The 20,125-nt window shown below is 42.2% G+C and carries 18 protein-coding genes; 2 read left to right on the top strand and 16 right to left on the bottom strand.

The features are described 5' to 3' along the window. Positions 1-16 precede the first annotated feature (16 nt). From AC1DM9_RS00440 to AC1DM9_RS00390, 11 genes are all read right to left on the bottom strand, one after another. Complete coding sequence (locus AC1DM9_RS00440; protein ID WP_477577996.1) at positions 17-955, bottom strand: magnesium transporter CorA family protein; 939 nt, start codon at positions 953-955, stop codon at positions 17-19. 18 nt (positions 956-973) lie between these two features. Beyond that, complete coding sequence (locus AC1DM9_RS00435; protein WP_179089775.1) at positions 974-1,114, bottom strand: hypothetical protein; 141 nt, start codon at positions 1,112-1,114, stop codon at positions 974-976. Between the two features lie 198 nt (positions 1,115-1,312). Continuing rightward, complete coding sequence (locus AC1DM9_RS00430) at positions 1,313-2,191, bottom strand: NAD-dependent epimerase/dehydratase family protein (protein WP_477509907.1); 879 nt, start codon at positions 2,189-2,191, stop codon at positions 1,313-1,315. Positions 2,192-2,464: 273 nt separating this feature from the next. Further along, positions 2,465-2,728, bottom strand: a complete 264-nt coding sequence (locus AC1DM9_RS00425) for a hypothetical protein (protein WP_477509908.1) — start codon at positions 2,726-2,728, stop codon at positions 2,465-2,467. 188 nt (positions 2,729-2,916) lie between these two features. Beyond that, the gene (locus tag AC1DM9_RS00420; protein ID WP_477509909.1) at positions 2,917-3,552 is read right to left on the bottom strand and encodes an HAD-IA family hydrolase; all 636 of its coding nucleotides are present in this window, start codon (positions 3,550-3,552) and stop codon (positions 2,917-2,919) included. A 42-nt stretch (positions 3,553-3,594) separates the two neighbouring features. Further along, positions 3,595-4,482, bottom strand: a complete 888-nt coding sequence (locus tag AC1DM9_RS00415) for a PhzF family phenazine biosynthesis isomerase (protein WP_477509910.1) — start codon at positions 4,480-4,482, stop codon at positions 3,595-3,597. A gap of 66 nt (positions 4,483-4,548) precedes the next feature. Beyond that, positions 4,549-5,079 (bottom strand): hypothetical protein, encoded by a 531-nt coding sequence (locus tag AC1DM9_RS00410; protein WP_477509911.1) that lies wholly within the window; start codon positions 5,077-5,079, stop codon positions 4,549-4,551. Positions 5,080-5,139: 60 nt separating this feature from the next. Next, complete coding sequence (locus tag AC1DM9_RS00405; RefSeq protein ID WP_477577995.1) at positions 5,140-6,015, bottom strand: DUF72 domain-containing protein; 876 nt, start codon at positions 6,013-6,015, stop codon at positions 5,140-5,142. Between the two features lie 44 nt (positions 6,016-6,059). Then, positions 6,060-7,673 carry a sensor domain-containing diguanylate cyclase gene (locus AC1DM9_RS00400; protein ID WP_477509913.1) on the bottom strand — a complete coding sequence of 538 codons (1,614 nt, stop codon included), beginning with the start codon at positions 7,671-7,673 and terminating at the stop codon, positions 6,060-6,062. Between the two features lie 254 nt (positions 7,674-7,927). Continuing rightward, positions 7,928-9,163, bottom strand: coding sequence for a 2,3-bisphosphoglycerate-independent phosphoglycerate mutase (gene apgM, locus AC1DM9_RS00395; protein WP_477577994.1), 1,236 nt, complete (start codon positions 9,161-9,163; stop codon positions 7,928-7,930). A gap of 21 nt (positions 9,164-9,184) precedes the next feature. Then, positions 9,185-10,672 (bottom strand): SLC13 family permease, encoded by a 1,488-nt coding sequence (locus tag AC1DM9_RS00390; RefSeq protein ID WP_076267340.1) that lies wholly within the window; start codon positions 10,670-10,672, stop codon positions 9,185-9,187. Positions 10,673-10,813: 141 nt separating this feature from the next. Between AC1DM9_RS00390 and AC1DM9_RS00385 the strand changes: the two genes are divergently transcribed. Both AC1DM9_RS00385 and AC1DM9_RS00380 read left to right on the top strand, forming a co-directional pair. Beyond that, a complete protein-coding gene (locus AC1DM9_RS00385; protein WP_477577993.1) occupies positions 10,814-11,704 on the top strand; it encodes a LysR substrate-binding domain-containing protein in 891 nt (296 codons plus the stop codon). Positions 11,705-11,840: 136 nt separating this feature from the next. Beyond that, a complete protein-coding gene (locus AC1DM9_RS00380) occupies positions 11,841-13,196 on the top strand; it encodes a dipeptidase (RefSeq protein WP_477509916.1) in 1,356 nt (451 codons plus the stop codon). Positions 13,197-13,601: 405 nt separating this feature from the next. Here the strand turns inward: AC1DM9_RS00380 and AC1DM9_RS00375 are convergent, their stop codons facing one another. From AC1DM9_RS00375 to AC1DM9_RS00355, 5 genes are all read right to left on the bottom strand, one after another. Continuing rightward, complete coding sequence (locus tag AC1DM9_RS00375; RefSeq protein ID WP_339205055.1) at positions 13,602-14,054, bottom strand: disulfide oxidoreductase; 453 nt, start codon at positions 14,052-14,054, stop codon at positions 13,602-13,604. A 1,490-nt stretch (positions 14,055-15,544) separates the two neighbouring features. Then, positions 15,545-17,197, bottom strand: a complete 1,653-nt coding sequence (locus tag AC1DM9_RS00370) for an extracellular solute-binding protein (protein ID WP_477577992.1) — start codon at positions 17,195-17,197, stop codon at positions 15,545-15,547. Positions 17,198-17,269: 72 nt separating this feature from the next. Further along, a complete protein-coding gene (locus tag AC1DM9_RS00365) occupies positions 17,270-18,172 on the bottom strand; it encodes a carbohydrate ABC transporter permease (protein ID WP_076267345.1) in 903 nt (300 codons plus the stop codon). Positions 18,173-18,215: 43 nt separating this feature from the next. After that, positions 18,216-19,079, bottom strand: a complete 864-nt coding sequence (locus AC1DM9_RS00360) for an ABC transporter permease (protein WP_339209762.1) — start codon at positions 19,077-19,079, stop codon at positions 18,216-18,218. A gap of 126 nt (positions 19,080-19,205) precedes the next feature. After that, entirely contained in the window at positions 19,206-20,090 is an 885-nt protein-coding gene (locus AC1DM9_RS00355; RefSeq protein WP_441885103.1) for a carbohydrate ABC transporter permease, read from the bottom strand. Between the last annotated feature and the right edge of the window lie 35 nt (positions 20,091-20,125).

The following is a 20,125-nucleotide window of genomic DNA, read 5'->3' as shown; positions in this document are numbered from 1 at the left end:
TTAAAGCAGCTATAGTTTAGAAGAACCTCTTCTTCCAGAAGATAACGGCAGTGACACTCGATAAAATAACGGAAATGGTCATCGCGATAAAAAAGGCATGAGGGTAATCCTGAAACGGAATTTTAACGTTCATCCCATAGAAGCTTGCGACCATCGTAGGCAGCGATAAAATAATCGTAATCGATGTCAAAAACTTCATAACAATATTCAGATTGTTGGAAATGACCGAAGCGAAAGCATCCATCATACCGCTTAATATCGTCGTATGCGTTTCAGACATTTCAATAGCCTGTTGGTTTTCTACAATGACATCCTCTAGCAATTCTTGGTCATCCTCATACATTTTCATGTATTTGCTTTTCAACATTTTCTGCATGACGATGTTGTTGGACTTTAATGAGGTTGTAAAATAGACCAAGCTTTTCTCCATATTCAATAAGGAAAATAGTTCTTTATTTTTCATCGACTGATGCAATTTTTTCTCTATTTCGTCTGTCATTTTAATAATTTGCTTAAGGTACTTCAAATATGAAGTCGCTATTAAATATAAAATTTGAAATGAAAACCTAGTTTTTTTGTACGTGTAAAATTGTTTTATTTTATTTTGTGCAAAAACGTGAAAAATCGGATTGTCTTTTAGACACACTGTAATAAAACAATCGTCCGCAATAATCATCCCTAGTGGAATCGTATCATACATGGGAATACCCTTGTCATCCGTCGAAACCAATGGCAGATTTACAACGATAAGCACATTGCTATTATCATTTTCAATCCTTGACCGTTCTTCTTCATCTAATGGATCCTTTATAAAATCCAAAGGAATTTGTGCTTTAGCAGCTGTTAGATTCATTTCTTGCTCCGTTGGTGCTACAAGATTGACCCAGCATCCTGAAGTAATCTCATCCGTTTCTTTCAGTATTCCGTGCTCGTCAGTAATATAAATATTCAACATGGTTACAACCTCCTCAGATTAATGAGGAAGCCAGAAATGCCCCTGCCATACAAAAGAGTTGACCTTCAGTTCAGTAATCAATCTTCTGAAGATTGGTTTGTTCATGACTTCCCCCTGCAACAAGCTTGGCTCGGGTTCGGCGCTACTTCGACTATCCATTACAGAACTCAACTCCTTTTTTTCGCTATGGTTAAGCACGCTCATTATAATACGCCAAATAAATGAAAATGTCATGAAATTAAAAAAATCATAAAAAAAGATGGCCCGTGCTTGCAGGGACCACCTCTTGTACGCCTAAATATGGCATTTGCTTATTCAAGCGCTATCCTCAGACAGCGCTGCTTTTCACTATTCAACCTATTCATTTAACGCTGGAATTTCCGAAGGAACCCATAGATTAGCAACGTCGATCCCTTTTTCATCTCTGCTCTTTAAGTCTCTCAAAAACTCAAGAAAACCATATGCCGGTTTCCATCCAAGCATCTCCTCTGCCTCTGATAGATCATGCTGCTCAACTTGTTTTGGCAGCGTCAACTCATACTTCTTCAACAGGCGGCTTGCGCCCGGCACTTGTGTCTCACACCATTCTGCGCCAAGCTCGCTGAAGTTTTGAACAACCTCTTGCGGCATATGATGATTGGTATGTACAATTGTGCGAAATAGCCCAATCTTCTTTTCCAAAGCTGCTTTGACCGATGCCACTGTAGCTGCCGCCACATCTCGTCTATCTACCCCATTGCGAAGCAATCGTTCCCCAAACTCTAAATATGGCCGAGGAATAAATTCATGATAACGCAGCATTGCAATCGATGCGCCTGTCATTTCATGATAAGCCTTGCAGAGGTCTTCCCCGATGACTTTGCTTACTCCATAAACCGAGCCCCATCCGAATGCCATCGAGGAGGCATAGACAATCGCTTTTATACCCGCTTGCTTGCATGCTTCTAATAGATAAAAAGTACCATCGACATTAACAGAAAAAATAGTTTCATCACTAACTGGCGGATTGTGTGCACAGTGCCATGCTGCCAGGTGAACAACGGCATCCATGCCCTCCACCGCACGCTGTACATCGCCTGGCGTCCTAATGTCACATCTAACAAACTCAAGCTGCTTCAAATCATCAGACTGAGGGGGCATAACGTCTGCCATCCGAACGGTATAACCAGCTTGGGCCAATGCTTTGCATACGGCCTGACCTCCATTGCCCGCAGCCCCTGTCACAACAACTCTCATTTCGTTCACCTCGTCAGTTTTATCGTAATTTAAAATGGTATAGCTTGGTTGGTTACTATCATGATAACGCTTCCACAAATATCTGAATCATTTGTTTATTCATCTGCTTAAGCCTTTCATGTCTAATAATAGTACAACGATATACAAATATGAAGTACGCAATTTCTTTTTACTTAGTAACCTATAAGTAACCTATGGATATACATGGCAGTAAGCATGCAAATCAGAGGAGATTCTCATCTCCTCCTAGTTTAATGTCTGTTATTTATCGACCTACCAAGTAATCCGTCCACCTGTTCGTTGATAGCCTCGCAGCAATTCGTAATGCTCGCCTCGAAGAAGGCATTTCATTTGTATTCTATACTTACGATAGTCTGATTTCCTTACTTCTTTGACCTCTTTGTTATAGTGAACGCCCTTTATTCCTTTGCGGAAGTCTCTTAACTTCGCTCTTCTAGGGTTTTTGTGAATTTTCACATGTTCTCTAGCGTAACTTTGTTCATTTCCCCAAGCTGTCATTTCCTTCTCATCAAACATCTTCATCCCCGTTGTGACGGGTTAGATTTTGGCTCTTAAGCCATAAATGCCGGCACAACTAATAGAAGAAGACCGCTGGATTAAACATCGCTTCACCTCGAATTTAAATTTATAATATCGTTATGGATTGGACGATTCTCATACTTGAATTTCCTTATCTTGTTTAAAATATTCAATAATTTTTTCTTCTATTTTATTAAGATCTCCCTAATTTCATGCGGTTGATCGACTAAATAATTCGGACTCTGTGCCAGCAATGATTCTTTTGTATCCAATCCCCAAGACACTGCAATGACATCGATTTCGCATTTCTTGCATGCAATAATATCTCTTGTTTCATCACCGATATAAATTACATCTTCACAATTTAATTGATTATATTTCAAATATTTTTTTAGCGTTTGATGTTTTCCAAATAGTCCATTTGACGATCGAACTTCATGGATACCCTTGAAATTTTGAGTATGTAAAAAATCAGAGACATTCGCTGCAGAGTTCGATGTAATGATTGCGATTTTATAACCTTCACTTTGAAGTGCATTTACCACTTCTCTCATCTGATCAATAAATAATATCGAGTTAAGATGCTGTTTATAGCGCTCCTTAAATTCCTTTCCTATTTTTCTAATCAAAAGGAACTTGTACATCGGAACGTTTAAAGCTTTAAACCGTTCTTTTAATGATAGATGGTTTAATAATTTGTATTCTTCATGATTTACTTTTTTAAAATTATATTTTACTGCTAATTCGTTATAAACCATCATTATTTCCGACGTTGAATCTACTAGTGTGCCGTCAAAATCAAATATTATATGTTTATACATCTATTAAATGCACCCTCAATCTATCACTGCTGCGTTAGGTAGTTATATCTCAAATTCATGAACATAAATAGCGTTGCCAGTAATCTCGATATCGAGCTGATCATTATTCCTTGTTACAGATACACCAACTCTGCCATTGCGGCCAATCTCTTGCCCTTGTTCAACGACAAGATGAATTGATTTTTCCGAGTTGTTATCTATGTACTTCGCGTAGTATGCACCCATTACACCAGAAGCCGTACCTGTTACGGGATCTTCAATCGTTCCTGAAAATGGCGATGAGAAATGACGGGCATGCATCTGTGCATTCACATCGTATGTTTCTAAACAAAACGGATGGATGGACGCCCTTGGCATTTCTTTTAAAATATGCGGAAACAACGAATTGTTTGGCTTCATTTTACTGAAAGTACTCAGGCTTTTTATAGGAATTAATAAGGTCCACGCACCGGTACTTCCATACACAGTGGGGAGCTCCGTCTCGATCTCACTTTCTTCGATGCCCATAGAATGAGCCAGCTCCAATAAAGAACCATGGAATGGCTGAAATTGAGGAGCGGCTTGCCGCATCGTAATAAGAGGTTCACCATTTGCATCAAAATCGATTTTTATCGGCAATACTCCAGCTTTTGTTTCAATCGTGAATGCTGACGGATGTTCCAGCAGCCCTTTCGTTTGCAGCGCATAAATGGTTGCCATCGTTGCATGTCCACAAAGATTTATTTCATGACCTGGCGTAAAATAACGAATTCGAAGATCAGCCATATCCGATTTCAGCGGAAATGCCGTCTCATTGAAGCCTACTTTTTCTGCGATGGTCAGCATTTGCTCTTCGGAGAGATCATCACCATTAAATACGACTCCTGCAGGGTTTCCCATGTTTGGAATATTGCTGAATGCGTCATAGTGATACACATTGATCGTTCTCATAAACAGTCCCCCCGCCTACTCAGCGTATTCAATTTTTATTAAAGTGGAGAATAAAGTTGTACTCACTTATTGTAGAGAATCGGACTCAAACCAATTGGTTATACTTTTCGTTTTCGTAAAACCTAAATATTTGTACGTGATCGTTACATTCTGTATGGGTTGATGTTCATAGCGAATTCGGAGGCCGTATTGCATTGGTGTATGTTCTTTTTTCTCTAGTGCTGCTTGAATCTCACCTCGAGAAAGCGCTGGATAAATAGAAGAGGCCGATAGTTTCATAAACTGAGTAGCCGGATCTGAATTCGGAAGGACCTGCACCATATGAGTAGAATCATAAGAGATGCCTAGTTGGACGTCATTCGAGCGATCTTCACCATTCACGCTGACCTTATTAATGTCGATTTTCTGAAACCCTTCATTGCTGAGCTCAACGACATACTCTACTACCTTTCCATCATGATTATTGATTCGTTGAAGTCCGTTATTTACTAACGGGTCCGTTATTCGATACCAAATAATTACGGATAAAACCAATGCGATAAGAATGAACAAGCTGAAACTTACAACTGTTCTCTTCACGCTCCATCTCTGGTTCATATCAAGCCTCCCATTACATTAATTGGATGATTTTGTATTTACTAAATTATATTCGTCAATCTAAAATAAATCCAACTGCTCGATAATCGGGGGCGGCGGCTCATTCGGACTTTCGCCGTTCGGGCGAGTCAGTCCCAGTATCTCCATCATCCGCTTCGCGTTGTCTGCTGCGTCCCCTCCGGAATTGTTATTAAAAATGACGTAAATATGCTCGCTCTGCTGTTCCAGCAGCCGCAGCTTATTCGCCCAATCTTGCAGCTCTTCCTCGCTATAGCGATATAAATACCGAACTTCGCGCCAATTCGGTGCACTGGCTTGATTCCAGCCAGACACATTGCGTCCATGGAACCTCACAATAGTTGATTGTGCATCGGTTGCTGTGAGAACGATCGGTATGGAGCCTATTCCTGCCTGCGGCTCATCACAAACACTGTGCATCCACTGCTCCTGCCTCATAAAATCCAGCGTTTTCTCACAGTACTCCTGTGTAAACCAGCTTTGATGACGGAATTCCAGCGCGCAAGGAATGCCATTCATCCTTGCTTTTGTCTCCCGCAGAATTCGCACATTGGCTGCTGTACAATCAAACCACGGCGGATACTGGAACAAGACTGCCGTCAATCGGCCTGTCTCCATTACGGGCTCCAGCATTTGCCGAAATGCACCGAACATTTCATTTGTCTCCGAAGCCGGCACGGTAGGTCCGCGCTGATGTCCGGTCATCCCTTGATAAGCTTTAATGACGAAGTGAAGGGATTCCGGCGTATCCGCCAGCCATTTGCTGAATCGCTCTTTAGATTGTATGGCATAAAAAGTGCTGTCTACCTCTACAACAGGAAAATGTTTTGCATACTGCCGCAGCTTGCTGCCCGCTTTGCTAACTGGAACATACAGCTGGTCATGATCGCCCCATCCTGCAAGGCCTATTGAAATCATATCTTCACCCTCTTAAATACATTCATTCATGGCGTGCTCTTAATCTAATTATTTCTATTAAATGAACACAAATACTCATTTTTCACTTCCGCGATCATCGTCCGGTTTCTTCCCGTATTCTTAGCCTTATACAAGGCTTGATCTGCCAGTACAAACAGCTCATCCGCGTTTCTTGATTGTGATGGAAAATGAGCAATGCCAAGTGAAATGGTAATCCTATGCTTTAAGTGATTCTCACTGTTTTCCATCGATTCCCGAATGCGTTCAGCAACCTCATAAGCATCATGCACATTAGTATAGGGCAGCAGAACAACAAACTCCTCGCCTCCATAGCGACTGCATAAGTCTCCTGGCCTTATCGTAGCCATGACGATTTTCGACAAATGCTGAAGTACTCTGTCCCCTTCTTGATGTCCGTACGTATCATTAACCAGCTTGAATCGATCAATATCCAGTACGATGATGGAATAGTTTTTTTGCTCCTCTATCCATTGCTTCATCGTTTTTTCTAAGCTTCTTCGGTTGCTTAAGCCCGTTAATGCATCCGTCATTGCCGCCTGGGTTAGCTGATCTGTTTTCAATTGTATGCCATTCAAAGCAAGCACTACCGTTTTGGTTAGCACATCCGCTTCGCGATTCCAGTGCTGATCCATCGTAAGGAGCTTTTGTTCCTTGTTCCCCATGTTGCCCACGATATTGGCAAGCATAACAAATGGCCTTGCTAGTCGGTGAGCAAACCAAATCGTAGCGAGCATTAATAGAATAAATGGTAAAAGCGAATAAAGCAAAATCTGTCGGATTTGGATATTAAGTTGTGCTTTAATCGTACTCATTTCGGAATATACTACAATTCCCCATTCATTTTCCGGCACATAGGAATACCCAGCCAATAAAGAAATCCCATCTGTTTTCGTAAGTGTATACCCGCTTTTTCCTTGCTTGAGCTGCTGAACAATCGGATAGGAGCTAATATTTTTGCCAATTTGAATGATATTAGGATCGTAAAGAAGACTTCCATCAGAGCCTACAACATATAAGCTCGATCCGCTTTCATTAAGACCGTAATTTCCAAAAATCATGTTTAGGACATTATCTTTTTGCAAATAGATGCTCCCGCCAATAAAACCGCGATAGATTCCTTTTTCGTCATATAAAGGCTCACTGATAAATACGATAAGCTGTTTCGTAGATGGGCTCATGAATGGTTTTGATATATATGGTTTTTTACCTTTAAATGCCTCAATCGCTGCATCCGTAACAATGTTCTCCCCTTTAGCCCCAATAGAAGAAGGAGAAATATTCCTAATCACGCCTGATTCATCTACGACCATAATCGAGTTAAAATAGTTGCTGCTTTTACGGATGAGATCAAGATAGTCCGCATCTGCCGCATTAACCACTGAATAAAAAGAAGCAGCATTTTTGAGGCTGCTGCGCATGGATATAAAGAGAGAATCCATCGTTTGACTCATCTTAGAAGCGGTTGAAAGATTTAGAGTTAGCGTTGTTTCATATAATGATTGTTTCTTGTATTCATAAGATACAAAAAGCAATATCGATAACGTAAGTAGAACTGAAATCGATACTAATCCGATTAAAAGCGTAGCCAAACTGATTTTATTTTTCTTTTTCTCTGTAATTTTGCGCAGTATATACATACCACTCACCCCTTAACAAGTCCGAAATCTCAAAAAAATAAGTTGCTATATTACGAATAGTTACCTCCTTATCGTTCTTAAGCCTAATATTACCATGTAGTGACAAAATCGTCTTTCATTTGTCAAATATCGACATCAACCCATTAAAAGAAAAAGAAAGCCACGTTTCGGAAACGTGGCTTGACCTTTATGATTAAATTATAACTATCGCTTCGCCTTGCTTTTGTGAACAAGATTGATCTTCTCTTCCTACCCTAATTACCCTGCTTTTTCACTCGTCCAATTAATCCGTGCAATGTTTGAATAAACCCATGTCCAGTTAGACGCCCTAATCCTCCATACGCACAATCTAATTCATTATATTGTTTGGTTCGATCTATTCGAATACTAGGGCCATTGATTAAAATAGGCACGGGATCGCCGGTATGCTCACCGATTTCACAAGGGGTAGAATGATCAGCCGCCACAGCCAAATATACATCTTCAGATATTCCCTGCGCTATAATTCCTACCATTTGATCAAACAATTCAATCGCTTTTGCTTTTTCAAACGGTTTATTATCATGCCCCTTAACGTCGGGTGCTTTTAGATGCACTAATACAAAATCATTTTCAGAAATTTCTTCAAGTGCCAGCTTAGCTTTTAGTACAACGTCCGTATCCATATTTCCTGTCATTCTACTATCTGTTACCGGTTTAAAGCCAGCCAATTTGGCAACGCCAAGTACGGTACTCTCTCCAGCAATACAGCTTCCCTTCATATGAAGAGCATCGGTTATGGGATCAAGCTGAATCATCTGTCCAGCTCCACGCGTGAGAATAAAATTAGCTGCTAATTCCCCTTGTTTCATACGCTCTACATTAACAGGATGATTGGATAAGATGACATGCGCTTTATGAAGAAACAAATTTAGAACCATAGCTGTTCGTTTGGACTCCGCCGAGGAATCAAGAGAGACTATAGTATGATATGGGCAGCCATCGTTTGGCGCTTTCGGATCTGAATCGCTGATTTGATCACTGAGCCCAGTTCCTCTTAATATAAGTACAGCACGATGCTCTGTAGCCGGTTTGAAATATATGCTCACTCCCATTATTTCTAACCCGTTAATCGCGTCAGCAAGCTCTTCTGTTCCATTGCGTATCCGTCCTGCCCTGCGATCAACGACAATCCCATTCTCATCCACTGCAGCAAAGTTGCACCTCAGCACGATATCGCCCGGAAGAACATTCATGTTAATTCCTAAAGCCTCAATTGGCCCGCGTCCCGGATAATGATGAGGCTGATAGCCAAACAAAATTAGATGCCCCATATCGGTGCCTACTGGAATGCCAGGGCTAATCAAATCCATGATGCCTGTAACCCCCGTAGAAGCTAATCTATCTAGATTAGGTGTATCTGCATATTCCAATGGCGTTTTGTTTTCAAGCAAAGGATGTGGAAGATCCCCTATTCCATCTGCAATAGCTAAAATAACTTTTCTGTTCAATATGGCTCCCTCCTGCTCTCTCTATATTCCGATTACTTTAAACCAAGTAAAGATCGCCAAGCTAATTACGCATGCTCCGACAAAACAAGTAACTACCGCATATTTCACTTGATCCAACACGGAGAAGTACCCTGTTCCAAAATAGATCGTATTTACCTTCGAATGCGGCGGAAGTGTAATGGTATAGGTCATGGTCATAGCTGCTGCTAATGCAAGAGGCACAGGGTCCATGCCGAGCGTTTTCGCTAAAGCGATGAATGCTGGTATTAATATAGTGACCCTCACTGTTTTACTCGTAAATATAAGATGACTGTACATGCTAAGGAATACGACAACGACATATACCCAAACATGATTCATGCTCTCCAATCCGAGCGCAGCGACTACTTTTCCAATAATCCATTCTGCGCCGCCGGATTTATCCAATGCATTCCCTACTGCATAAGCGCCTGCTGCAAAAATCATGAGCTCCCATTTGATGTTCGTTTCTTTCCAGGTCAACAAACCTACCCTTGGAAGCAAACAGAGAAGTGCAGCGAGTACAGCTGTCTGTTCCGTACTGAGTTCAAAGCCAAACCAAGCGCTATGGTAATCTCCTGTAGCCCATAATGCCACCGTAAGGAGGAATATCGTTACTGCCTTTTTCTCATCTAAAGAGAAGGAACCTAATTTTAACAACTCATTTTTTAACGTATCCCTCGCATGATCGAAGTGGGATTCACTTTTGATGGAGAAGAGCTTTAAACCAATGAAGAAAGTAATCATCATCGTAATAATTGCAGTTGGCATAGAGGCGAGAAGCCAATCCATATAACCAATATCGCCGCCCGCTTGTTCATTAATGAAACCAACAGCTATGATATTGCCAGAAGTAGCTGTCATAACACCTGAGGTAGCAAGTGCATCTGCTTGCACGCCTTGAAGCATCATTACTTTTCCAAGATTGCTCTCACCCGGCAGCGCTTTATACACCTCTAATAAAATCAAGCATATTGGCACCATGAGCGTAGCTCTTGCTGTAGTTGAAGGAACAAAAAAAGCTAAAATAAAATTAATAACGATTAATAAAAACAATGTCTTTTTTGGCGTTTTACCAAACTGCGTGACCATCCATAAGGATAAGCGTCTACCCAAATTTGATTTTATCATGGCGGAAGTGAGGATGAATGCGGAAACCATCAGCCAGATCACATCAAATCCTAACGTACCGAATGCCACTTCTTGATCTTCAACTGCTCCTACTAATGGAAGAAGCAAAATAGCGATGATAGATGTTAAGTAAATAGGCAGCGGAGTCGTAATCCATAAAATCAATGCTCCTGTAAATATTGCAATTGCTCTTTGGGCTTCTAAGCTCATGCCTTCCGGTGTAGGCATAAAGAACAAAAGCAGCCCCACAATAAGTGCAAGTGGAATACCAAATCTTTGCATCCCTTCTTCAAGCTTCCCTTTTTTCTTCATAGGCGGCTTTTTAGTCTCATTCTCTACATCTCGCGAGACTTCACTCATCTTGCATCCTCCTCAAACTAATAATGTTACCGTTTTCATTTTATAAAACCAGAAAATATAATACAATTTGATTAACTTTGAATAACCATAACGTTTCGTTATAGATTATTTTTAAATGATAAGTCGAAAGGTGTCGTGGAAATGAATATCAATAAACTTCAGACCTTTATTACGCTAACAGAATGCTTAAACTTTACAGAAGCAGCGGAACTTCTCTACTGCTCACAACCATCGGTAAGCATGCAAATTCAAATTATAGAAGAAGAGCTTGGCGTTCCTCTATTTGATCGAATTGGCAAGAAGCTTTATTTAACGAAACAGGGAGAAAATTTCAAGCCATACGCAGAGCAAATTATTAACCTGCTTCATACAGCCAAAGACCATATTAAGCAGCTGGAAGACTTGTCATACGGAACTTTATCGTTTGGTGCGAGCAATTTTGTAGGCGTTTATTTGCTTCCTATGATCCTTAGAGGTTATACCAAAAAATTTCCGCAGATTAAAATAAACATGAACATTACAGCTTCAAATCACCTTGTTCATATGTTGGAATCCAATAAAGTAGAGTTTTTAATTATTTCTGATCGTATTGAAATCGATGAATCCCGTTTTCAGCGTAAAACCTTTTACGAGGATGAGCTTGTCTTAATTGTGAACCCCTTGCACCCGCTTGCCCATAAACAAGAGTGCACACTCGAAGATTTGGTCAACGAAACGTTAATTATTAAACCCGATAAATCAGCAACACGCATTTACTTAGAGAAAAAATTTGCTGAGTACGGGCTTGAGTTTCCTACACAAATGGAAATTAGCAATTTAGAAGGAATTAAACAAGGGGTTATTCATGAGCTTGGGGTATCTATTGTTTCTAGCTTTGCTATTCAACAGGAGATCAAAAGCGGCTTATTGGTGAAGGTGAACATTAAAGGAGTAAAATTCAATAGAGGAATTAGTTATGTCTATCATAGGAATAAGCATCTTTCCCCTGCGGCCAAACAATTTATTTCTTTGCTGGATACTAATTATTTATAAACGCAGATATCGGATTGCTTTCCACTATTTCTGCAGATTGCTGCCCGCAATACACGAATTAAATTTTGCAGCTGTTTTACTTATTCACTTGTAGACGTATACTTAGTCTATACCAAATGTAAGGAGCAACTATCCAATGAGCTATGAATCCTATTTTCAGAACCTAAGAGAACAACATTTGGATGAGCTGAAGCAGTTTTTGACGATCCCGAGTATTTCAGCTTTATCCACTCATAAAAACAACATGAACGAAGCAGCCAAATGGGTTGCAGCCAAATTAGAGAAGGCTGGTCTTGAGAATGTGGAGATCCATCCTACAGCTGGGCATCCCATCGTGTACGCCGAGCATATCCATGCACCAGGCAAACCGACAGTACTTATCTATGGCCATTATGACGTGCAGCCTGTAGATCCGCTTAACCTTTGGGAGACTCCTCCTTTTGAGCCAACCATCCGCGATGGCAAATTATATGCTCGTGGTGCAACCGATGATAAAGGCCAGCTTTTCCTGCATGTAAAGGCGGTTGAGGCGCTTCTGAACCAAGAAAATGCGCTTCCAGTCAACGTTAAGTTTTGTATTGAAGGCGAGGAAGAAATTTCAAGCCCTAATCTGCCGACCTTTATGGAGACGAATGCAGATAAGCTGAAGGCTGACGTCATTGTCATCTCAGATACATCGCTTCTTGAAAAAGGAAAACCTGCTATTTCTACTGGGCTGCGCGGACTGTGCTCCCTTGAAGTAACGATACTTACTGCCAATACCGATCTGCATTCGGGTTCATTCGGCGGCGGTGTTCCGAACGCCCTTCACGCCATGATTTCCTTGCTGAGCTCATTGCATGATGATCAAGGCAGAGTTTCAATCGAAGGTTTCTATGAAGGTGTGCCAGAGCTTTCCGCTGCTATGCGTGAAGAGTTCCTAAAGCAAAATCATAATGAAGAAGAATTAAGAAAAAATCTCGAACTTGACGCCTTATACGGGGAAGAAGGATATTCCTTTGTTGAGCGAACAGGTGCAAGGCCAACTCTTGAACTAAATGGCGTTTATGGCGGGTTTCAAGGCGAAGGTTCGAAAACGGTCATTCCAAAAGAAGCTCACGCCAAAATCACTTGTCGTCTAGTTGGCGATCAGGACCCGGCTCAAATACTAGAGCGTATTGTAACTCATCTGGAATCGCATGTTCAGTCCGGTGCAAAGCTAATTATAAAACGCGGCGAAAAAGCTCGTGCCTTCGACATGGACCCATCAAATCCAATGCTCCAAAAGGCAGCCGATGCTTACGAAAAAGTATATGGCACTCGCGCGCTCTTCACGAAGGATGGCGGCTCGATTCCAATTGTCGAGACATTCTCCCGTGTATTAGGCGCTCCTGTCGTCATGATGGGCTTCGGACTTCCAGACGAAAATCTGCATGCTCCTAATGAGCATTTCAACCTTGAGAACTTTGACAAGGGACTTCTGACGATTGTTGAGTTTTTGAAACAACTTTAAGCCGAGGCATAAACGGAGCTGTTCTAGGCGTAGATTGATCTACGCTTGGAACAGCTCCTGCTTTTTTTCTGATGGAGCTTGGGCAGAACGATGTTCTCCCCTTATCATCCGTATAGCTAACGAACCTAGTAGGTCTTAATTAAACCATTTGTTATGAATTAAAATTGTAACGAATACCAGAATCTTTATTTTGAGAAAATTGACTCATGACACCCTATAAATCAGCCTATAGTGTTAATACGGTTCGTTAAAATGAAAGAAAAGTAGTTTTCATCATAATAAGCATAATACAGTTCGTTAGAGAAATGATCCTGCGACGATATGCGCTTAGCTTTATAAACAATGGCAATAAAGGCAGCTGTGCACTCAATTTTTTTGAGCTGCTCAGCTGCCTTTTCCATGAAATTATGACTGTTTATTAAGCTTCTTCAAGCGAAGCAGCGCCGTCAAAATGATCAAAAACGCCACGAGAGCCAGCATTGGAATGGTAATAAATCCAAACCAGTTCAAATAGTCTCCCTGACAAGAAACGGGGCCGCATGCGGCAAGCGGAGAATCATGCGGCAGCTTTTGCAGCACCGTATGATAAAGCGAGAAGCCCCCACCAATTACAACTAAAGGCAGTGCGTACGATACGATGCCTTCATCTCCCTTAGAGTAGGCTATGCCTAGTATGAGTGCCAATGGATACATGAATATTCGCTGGAACCAGCATAAGCTGCATGGTGCAAAATGCATAACCTCACTCAAATACAAGCTTCCCGCCGTCGCCAAAACTGCTGTAGCCCAAGCCACAAACAACCAAAATGATTTTTTCTTAGCCAAATCCTCTTCCACATCATTCGCCTCGGCTTCCATAGGTTATATTACTTTTTTTCTATCTCCTATTCTCCCTCGATAGGGAGGGTAAAAACATGACTCGAAAGGGCTATTGCATGTGAATTATATTTGTGAATTGTAAGCATCAATGCGTGCTTACAGCTTCTTTTCGGTGTCGGCGAACGTGCGAACCATTGCTGTAAGAACCTATGTGTGCTTACAGCTGCAAAGTAACCTCAGTTTGTCCGGTGTAAGAACGTATACGTGCTTACAGCTTCATTTCGGCGTCGGCGAACGTGCAAACCACTGCTGTAAGAACCTGTGTGTGCTTACAGCCACAAAGTAACCTCAGTTTGTCCGCTGTAAGAACATATACGTGCTTACAGCTTCTTTTCGGCGTCGGCGAACGTGCGAAACACTGCTGTAAGAACCTATGTGTGCTTACAGTCACAAAGTAACCTCAGTTTGTCCGCTGTAAGAACGTATACGTGCTTACAGCTTCTTTTCGGCGTTGGCGAACATGCAAACCACTGCTGTAAGAACCTATTTGCGCTTACAGCTGCAAAGTAACCTCAGTTTGCCCGGTGTAAGAACGTATACGTGCTTACAGCTTCATTTCGGCGTAGGCGAACGTGCGAACCATTGCTGTAAGAACCTATTTGCGCTTACAGCTGCAAAGTAACCTCAGTTTGTCCGGTGTAAGAACGTATACGTGCTTACTGCTTCTTTTCGGCGTAGGCGAACGTGCGAGCCACTGCTGTAAGAACCTATTTGTGCTTACAGCCACAAAGTAACCTCAGTTTGTCCGCTGTAAGAACGTATGCGTGCTTTCAGCTTCTTTTCGGCGTTAGCGAACGTGCGAAACACTGCTGTAAGAACCTATTTGTGCTTACAGTCACAAAGTAACCTTAGTTTGTCTAGTTTAAGAACGTATGCGTGCTTACAGCTTCATTCCGGCGTAGGCGAACGTGCGAAACACTGCTATAGGAACCTATTTGCGCATACAGCTGCAAAGTAACCTTAGTTTGTCCGGTGTAAGAACGTATGCGTGCTTACAGCTTCATTCCGGCGTCGGCGAACGTGCAAACCACTGCTGTAAGAACCTATTTGCGCTTACAGTCACAAAGTAACCTCAGTTTGTCCGCTGTAAGAACATATACGTGCTTACAGCTTCTTTTCGGCGTCGGCGAACGTGCGAAACACTGCTGTAAGAACCTATTTGCGCTTACAGCTGCAAAGTAACCTCAGTTTGTCCGGTGTAAGACCGTATACGTGCTTACAGCTTCTTTTCGGCGTTGGCGAACGTGCGAAACACTGCTATAGGAACCTATGTGTGCTTACAGTCACAAAGTAACCTCAGTTTGTCCGGTGTAAGAACGTATACGTGCTTACAGCTTCATTTCGGTGGAGGCGAACGTGTGAAATACTGTTGTAGAAACCCATTCGTTCTTACAACAACAAAAAGAAGGCCGCTCCTAGGTAGAATCCTACCTAGGAGCAGCCCACCGGAGCACGCTCATTTACAACAATTACTTGCCGTTAATCAAAGCAAGGTTTTCTTGCCATCTTGCAGTACGATAATCGTTAACTTTATCGAAGCCAAGCGAGGTTGTTGTCTTTTTCGCTTCCTCGATCAAGCTAAGCACCTCTGCATCGCTTTTCGCGAACAGAATTTTACCGAAATACTCGTTTGCTGTTTCCGTCACTTGCTGATTAATGATTCCTTCATCCGTCTCTGGCGCCGGATCGATGTTGTTGAATTGCGTCATATTCATTGACGTTTTCCATGCAATGTTAAGCTGTGCCAACGAACCCCAGTTGCGCTGTTCTTCCGGCAGCGTTTGCTCGATCTTTTGCTTGCTCGTATCTACAAAGGTTGCGTTTCCTGCCCATACATAGGCTTCCAGCTTATCTTTGTCCTTCTCTTCTTGCGGCGTGCTGAACCATTTGTCGTTCGGTATCGGTGCGCCATCCGCATCAAATTCATCCCAGTACAAGCCTTTTGGCCCGAAGAACATGATACGAGTGCCTTCCTCGCCCGTCATCCAATCCAAATACGCAAAAATACCTTCTGGATTTTTAGCGCTTGTTGTAATGACGTTAACGTTCCAACCTAGTGCGTTATAACCGTTTGGATAAATTTTGTTTTTATCCAATCCTGATTTAGCAATTGGCCAAATAAATTCATAACCTGCATTTGGATCTTTTGCCTTTAATGCGTTATGGCCTTCGCGTCCCACATTAGTCGCATTACCGCCTACAAATACAGCTACTCTGCCCGTTGCAAGCTTCTCTTTTACCTGATCATCCTTTTGAGTCATTGCATCCTGTGTCATAAGGCCTTCTCTAAATAACTTGCTTGCGAACAGCATCGTTTCTTTCCAAGCTTCGTTGTTGTAAATCGTATCAAACTTATCCCCATTAGGATATGCTTTCATCGAGTGGAACGCACCGTTTGCACCCTCCTGGAAGCTAGGGAACATTACCTCAACACCCGAGCCATTTCCGCCTACCTCTAATGGAATCACGTCCGGATATTTATCTTTGACCTGCTTTAAGTAAGCATACAAATCATCGATTGTTTCAAGCTTCGGTGAGCCAAGGTCTGCGTAAATTTTCTTGTTCACAAACCAGCCGCCGTTGCCCGTAGGCGCTGCTGTATACCAGTTCGGGAATTGATAGATTTTGCCGTCGCTCGAGCGGAGCATGTTTAGCGTCTCTTCGCCTGCCCATTTCTTCAGGTTCGGATATTTGTCGATATAATCATCCAGCGGAACAAGTGCTCCCGCAGCTCTCAATCGTTCTACTTCAGGTCCCCGGTCCATCATAATTGCACCCGGAAGCTCCTTCGACGCAATCATCGTGCTCAACTTTTGCGCTGCAGCGCCGCCGGATTGTATAGGCTCTACTGTTACTTTTAGATTATCTTGTACCCATTTACTATTCGGATTAGCACCCCACGGCTCCGTAGTCCACCAATCATAATGAACATAATAAGAAAAGTTAACCGGTGTTTCTCCCAAAACAAATCCATTGCTAGTCTCTGTTTTATTCGTGCCTTCCTTACCTGTATTGCCCGAATTGCTTGATTTTCCGCCGTCGTTACTGGAGCAGCCAGCTAGAAGCACAGTACCGGCAAGACCAGCGGTCATAAGCACAGTTAACAGCTTTTTTCCTTTCATGTTCGTAAACCTCCCAATTTTTAATATATATACTCATACCCTTCACCGAAGCGCTAAGGTCGAATACCCACATTACTCCTTTAAGGAGCCGATCATAACGCCTTTTACGAAAAAACGCTGTACGAACGGATACACCAAAACGATAGGAATCGTCGCTACCATCATCGTAGCCATCGTTAAGGATTTGCTCGTCACACTCTGCATTCTGCTTAACGCATCTGAGGCAGCACCGCTTCCTTGTGAAGCGATCGAGAGCTGCTCGCTCATCGTGTTGGAGTTCATAATTTGCTGCAGTAAAGTTTGAATCGGATATAGCTTAGCGTCATTAATAAAAATCGTAGCTGTAAACCAGTCATTCCAGTGATAGACAGCTGTAAATAGTGAAAGCGTTGCCAAAACAGGGCCAGATAAAGGCAAAACGATTTTGAAAAAGATCCCAAACGTACTGGCTCCATCGATCTTCGCAGATTCCTCTAGTCCATCAGGCAGCCCCATAAAAAAGGTACGGAATATAATCATATTCCACACGCTTACCGCTGTCGGAATGACCATAACCCAGAACGTATCCATTAAGCCAAGCTCGCGGTTCAGCAGGTAAAAGGGAATAAGTCCCCCGCTGAAATACATCGTAATAATCGCAAAGATCATATAATACTTTTTGCCGATAACGCCTTTAACGGACAAGCCATAAGCGAAGATGGCCGTTAAGAAAATAGAGATCAACGTGCCGACAACGGTACGGGACACCGAGATTAGGAACGCATCAATAATCCGGTTATTTTGAAATACGATTCTATAATTATCAATCGTGAACACCCTTGGCCATAACGTTATTCCGCCTTTTGCCGTGTCCAGCCCTTCGTTAAAGGAGATCACCGCGGAGTTCCAGAACGGGTACAGCGTAGCGAGTCCAAGTAGCACTAGTAAAATATAAATCCAAACCTGCAATACTTTATCGCTGCTGCTCAGCTTCACTAGGCTTCACCACTTTTCTGAATATTAATATAAGTTCGCTGTATTACCATAGGCTTGAACCTGCTCTCCTAGCCATGTAGTTTGCCATCGTCAGCAAGCCTACACTTATAATCGCTTTAAACAGACCAACTGCCGCCGCATACGAGAAGCGGTTATTAATAATGCCTACCCGGTAAGCATACGTATCGATGACGTCCGCCACGTCTCGGAGCATTGCACTCCTGCCGAGCAAGAGCAAATCATCAAACCCTGCATTCAATAAGCTTCCGATGTTCAGAATTAGAAAAATAATAATAACAGGAGTAATTGATGGAAGCGTTATCAAAAATATTTGTTTGAATTTGTTGGCACCATCAATAGAAGCCGCTTCATACAAGCTGGGATTCACGCCTGCGATAGCTGCTAGATAAACAATCGTTGCAAATCCGATTTCCTTCCACAAATTCGTCGTCACGATAATTCCCCAGAAATATTCGGGCAACGACAAGAAATTAATCGGCTTATCAATGAGCCCAAGCGCTTGCAGTGAAATATTTAAGCTGCCGTTATCCACGGACAAAATGGAGATCGTAAAACCAGACACGATAACCCATGATAAGAAGTGAGGCAAATAACTGATCGTTTGAATGATTCTTTTGAAAGCCATATTTCTTACTTCGTTTAACATCAGGGCAAGCAGAATCGGAGCCGGAAAGTTAATGACCAGCTTAAGCAAACTGATCACAATCGTATTCCGAATGACTCTATAAAAATCCGGCGAGTTAAAAAACATTTCGAAATGTTTAAAACCCGCCCATGTGCTGCCAAAAAAACCTTTAAATAAGCTGTAGTCCTGAAATGCCATCAAGACACCGTACATCGGAAAATAATTAAAAACGAGTATAAAGATCAGTGCTGGAAATATCATGAGCTGTACTTGCCATTGCGCCAGAAACCGCCGCCACAGCGGTTTCTCTCTTCGCGAGCTCTTTACTGCTGCATTTGCCGTAACAGGTGTTTGCACGCTACCTCAGCCTCCTTATACTCTCCTTATTTAACCCTTAACTGCACCAGCCGTAATTCCGCGTGACATTTGCTCTGTAAACAATAAATAGATAATCACTGTCGGCAAAGCGATGATGGTCATTACCGCGAACTGTGCGCCATAATTGGATGAGTACTGACCGGTAAATTTCATAATGGAAAAAGGCAGCGTCTTGAAGGTTTCGGATGTTAGAAATGTATTGGCCATAATGAATTCATTCCACCAGCTGATGAAGTTCATAATACAAACCGTCGCAATGGCAGGTTTCGTCATCGGCATAATAATGCGGAAAATAACGCCATAGACCGAACAGCCGTCCATAACCGCCGACTCCTCTATGCTCTTCGGAATGGTTTCAAGAAAACCCGAAATAATGAGCAAGCTTATTGGCAGCGAAAAAGCAATGTAAGGAAGGATCAAGGACAAAGGGTTGTCAATGAGATTCAGCTTGTCGAACAAAATAAAGTTTGGCAGCAAGGTCGCATGAATCGGTACGATCATACCGAGCATAATGAACGCCATCGCAGGACCGCGCAGCTTCCATTCCATCCGAGTGAACGCATAGCCGAGCATAAGCGCTAGAAAAGCAGCAACCAAGATCGTTACAGTCGTAATAAAAACACTGTTTAATAGAAACTTTGGAACGCTCCCGTAATTGAATGCATTCACATAGTTATTCCATTCAAATGTTTTGGGCCATTTTAATATGCCGCTGCCAAAAAAATCTCCGCTCTTCAGAAAGGAATAATTGATGAGCCAAATGAGTGGAAAAATTTGCAGAAGCGCTACGACCCATAAAACGAGATGAAGAATGACCTTTAATGCGGGCGATGCGGCGTCCTTCTTCTTGCCGTTTTTCGCTTGGCGATTGGTCTTAGCTGCAAGAGCTTCCACGGGCATGCCTCCTAAAATAATTCATATACCAAATG

This window comes from Paenibacillus sp. 01T431, from assembly GCF_056398625.1.
Note: the sequence above shows the minus strand (reverse complement) of the source record. Positions and strands in the feature narration are given on the sequence as shown.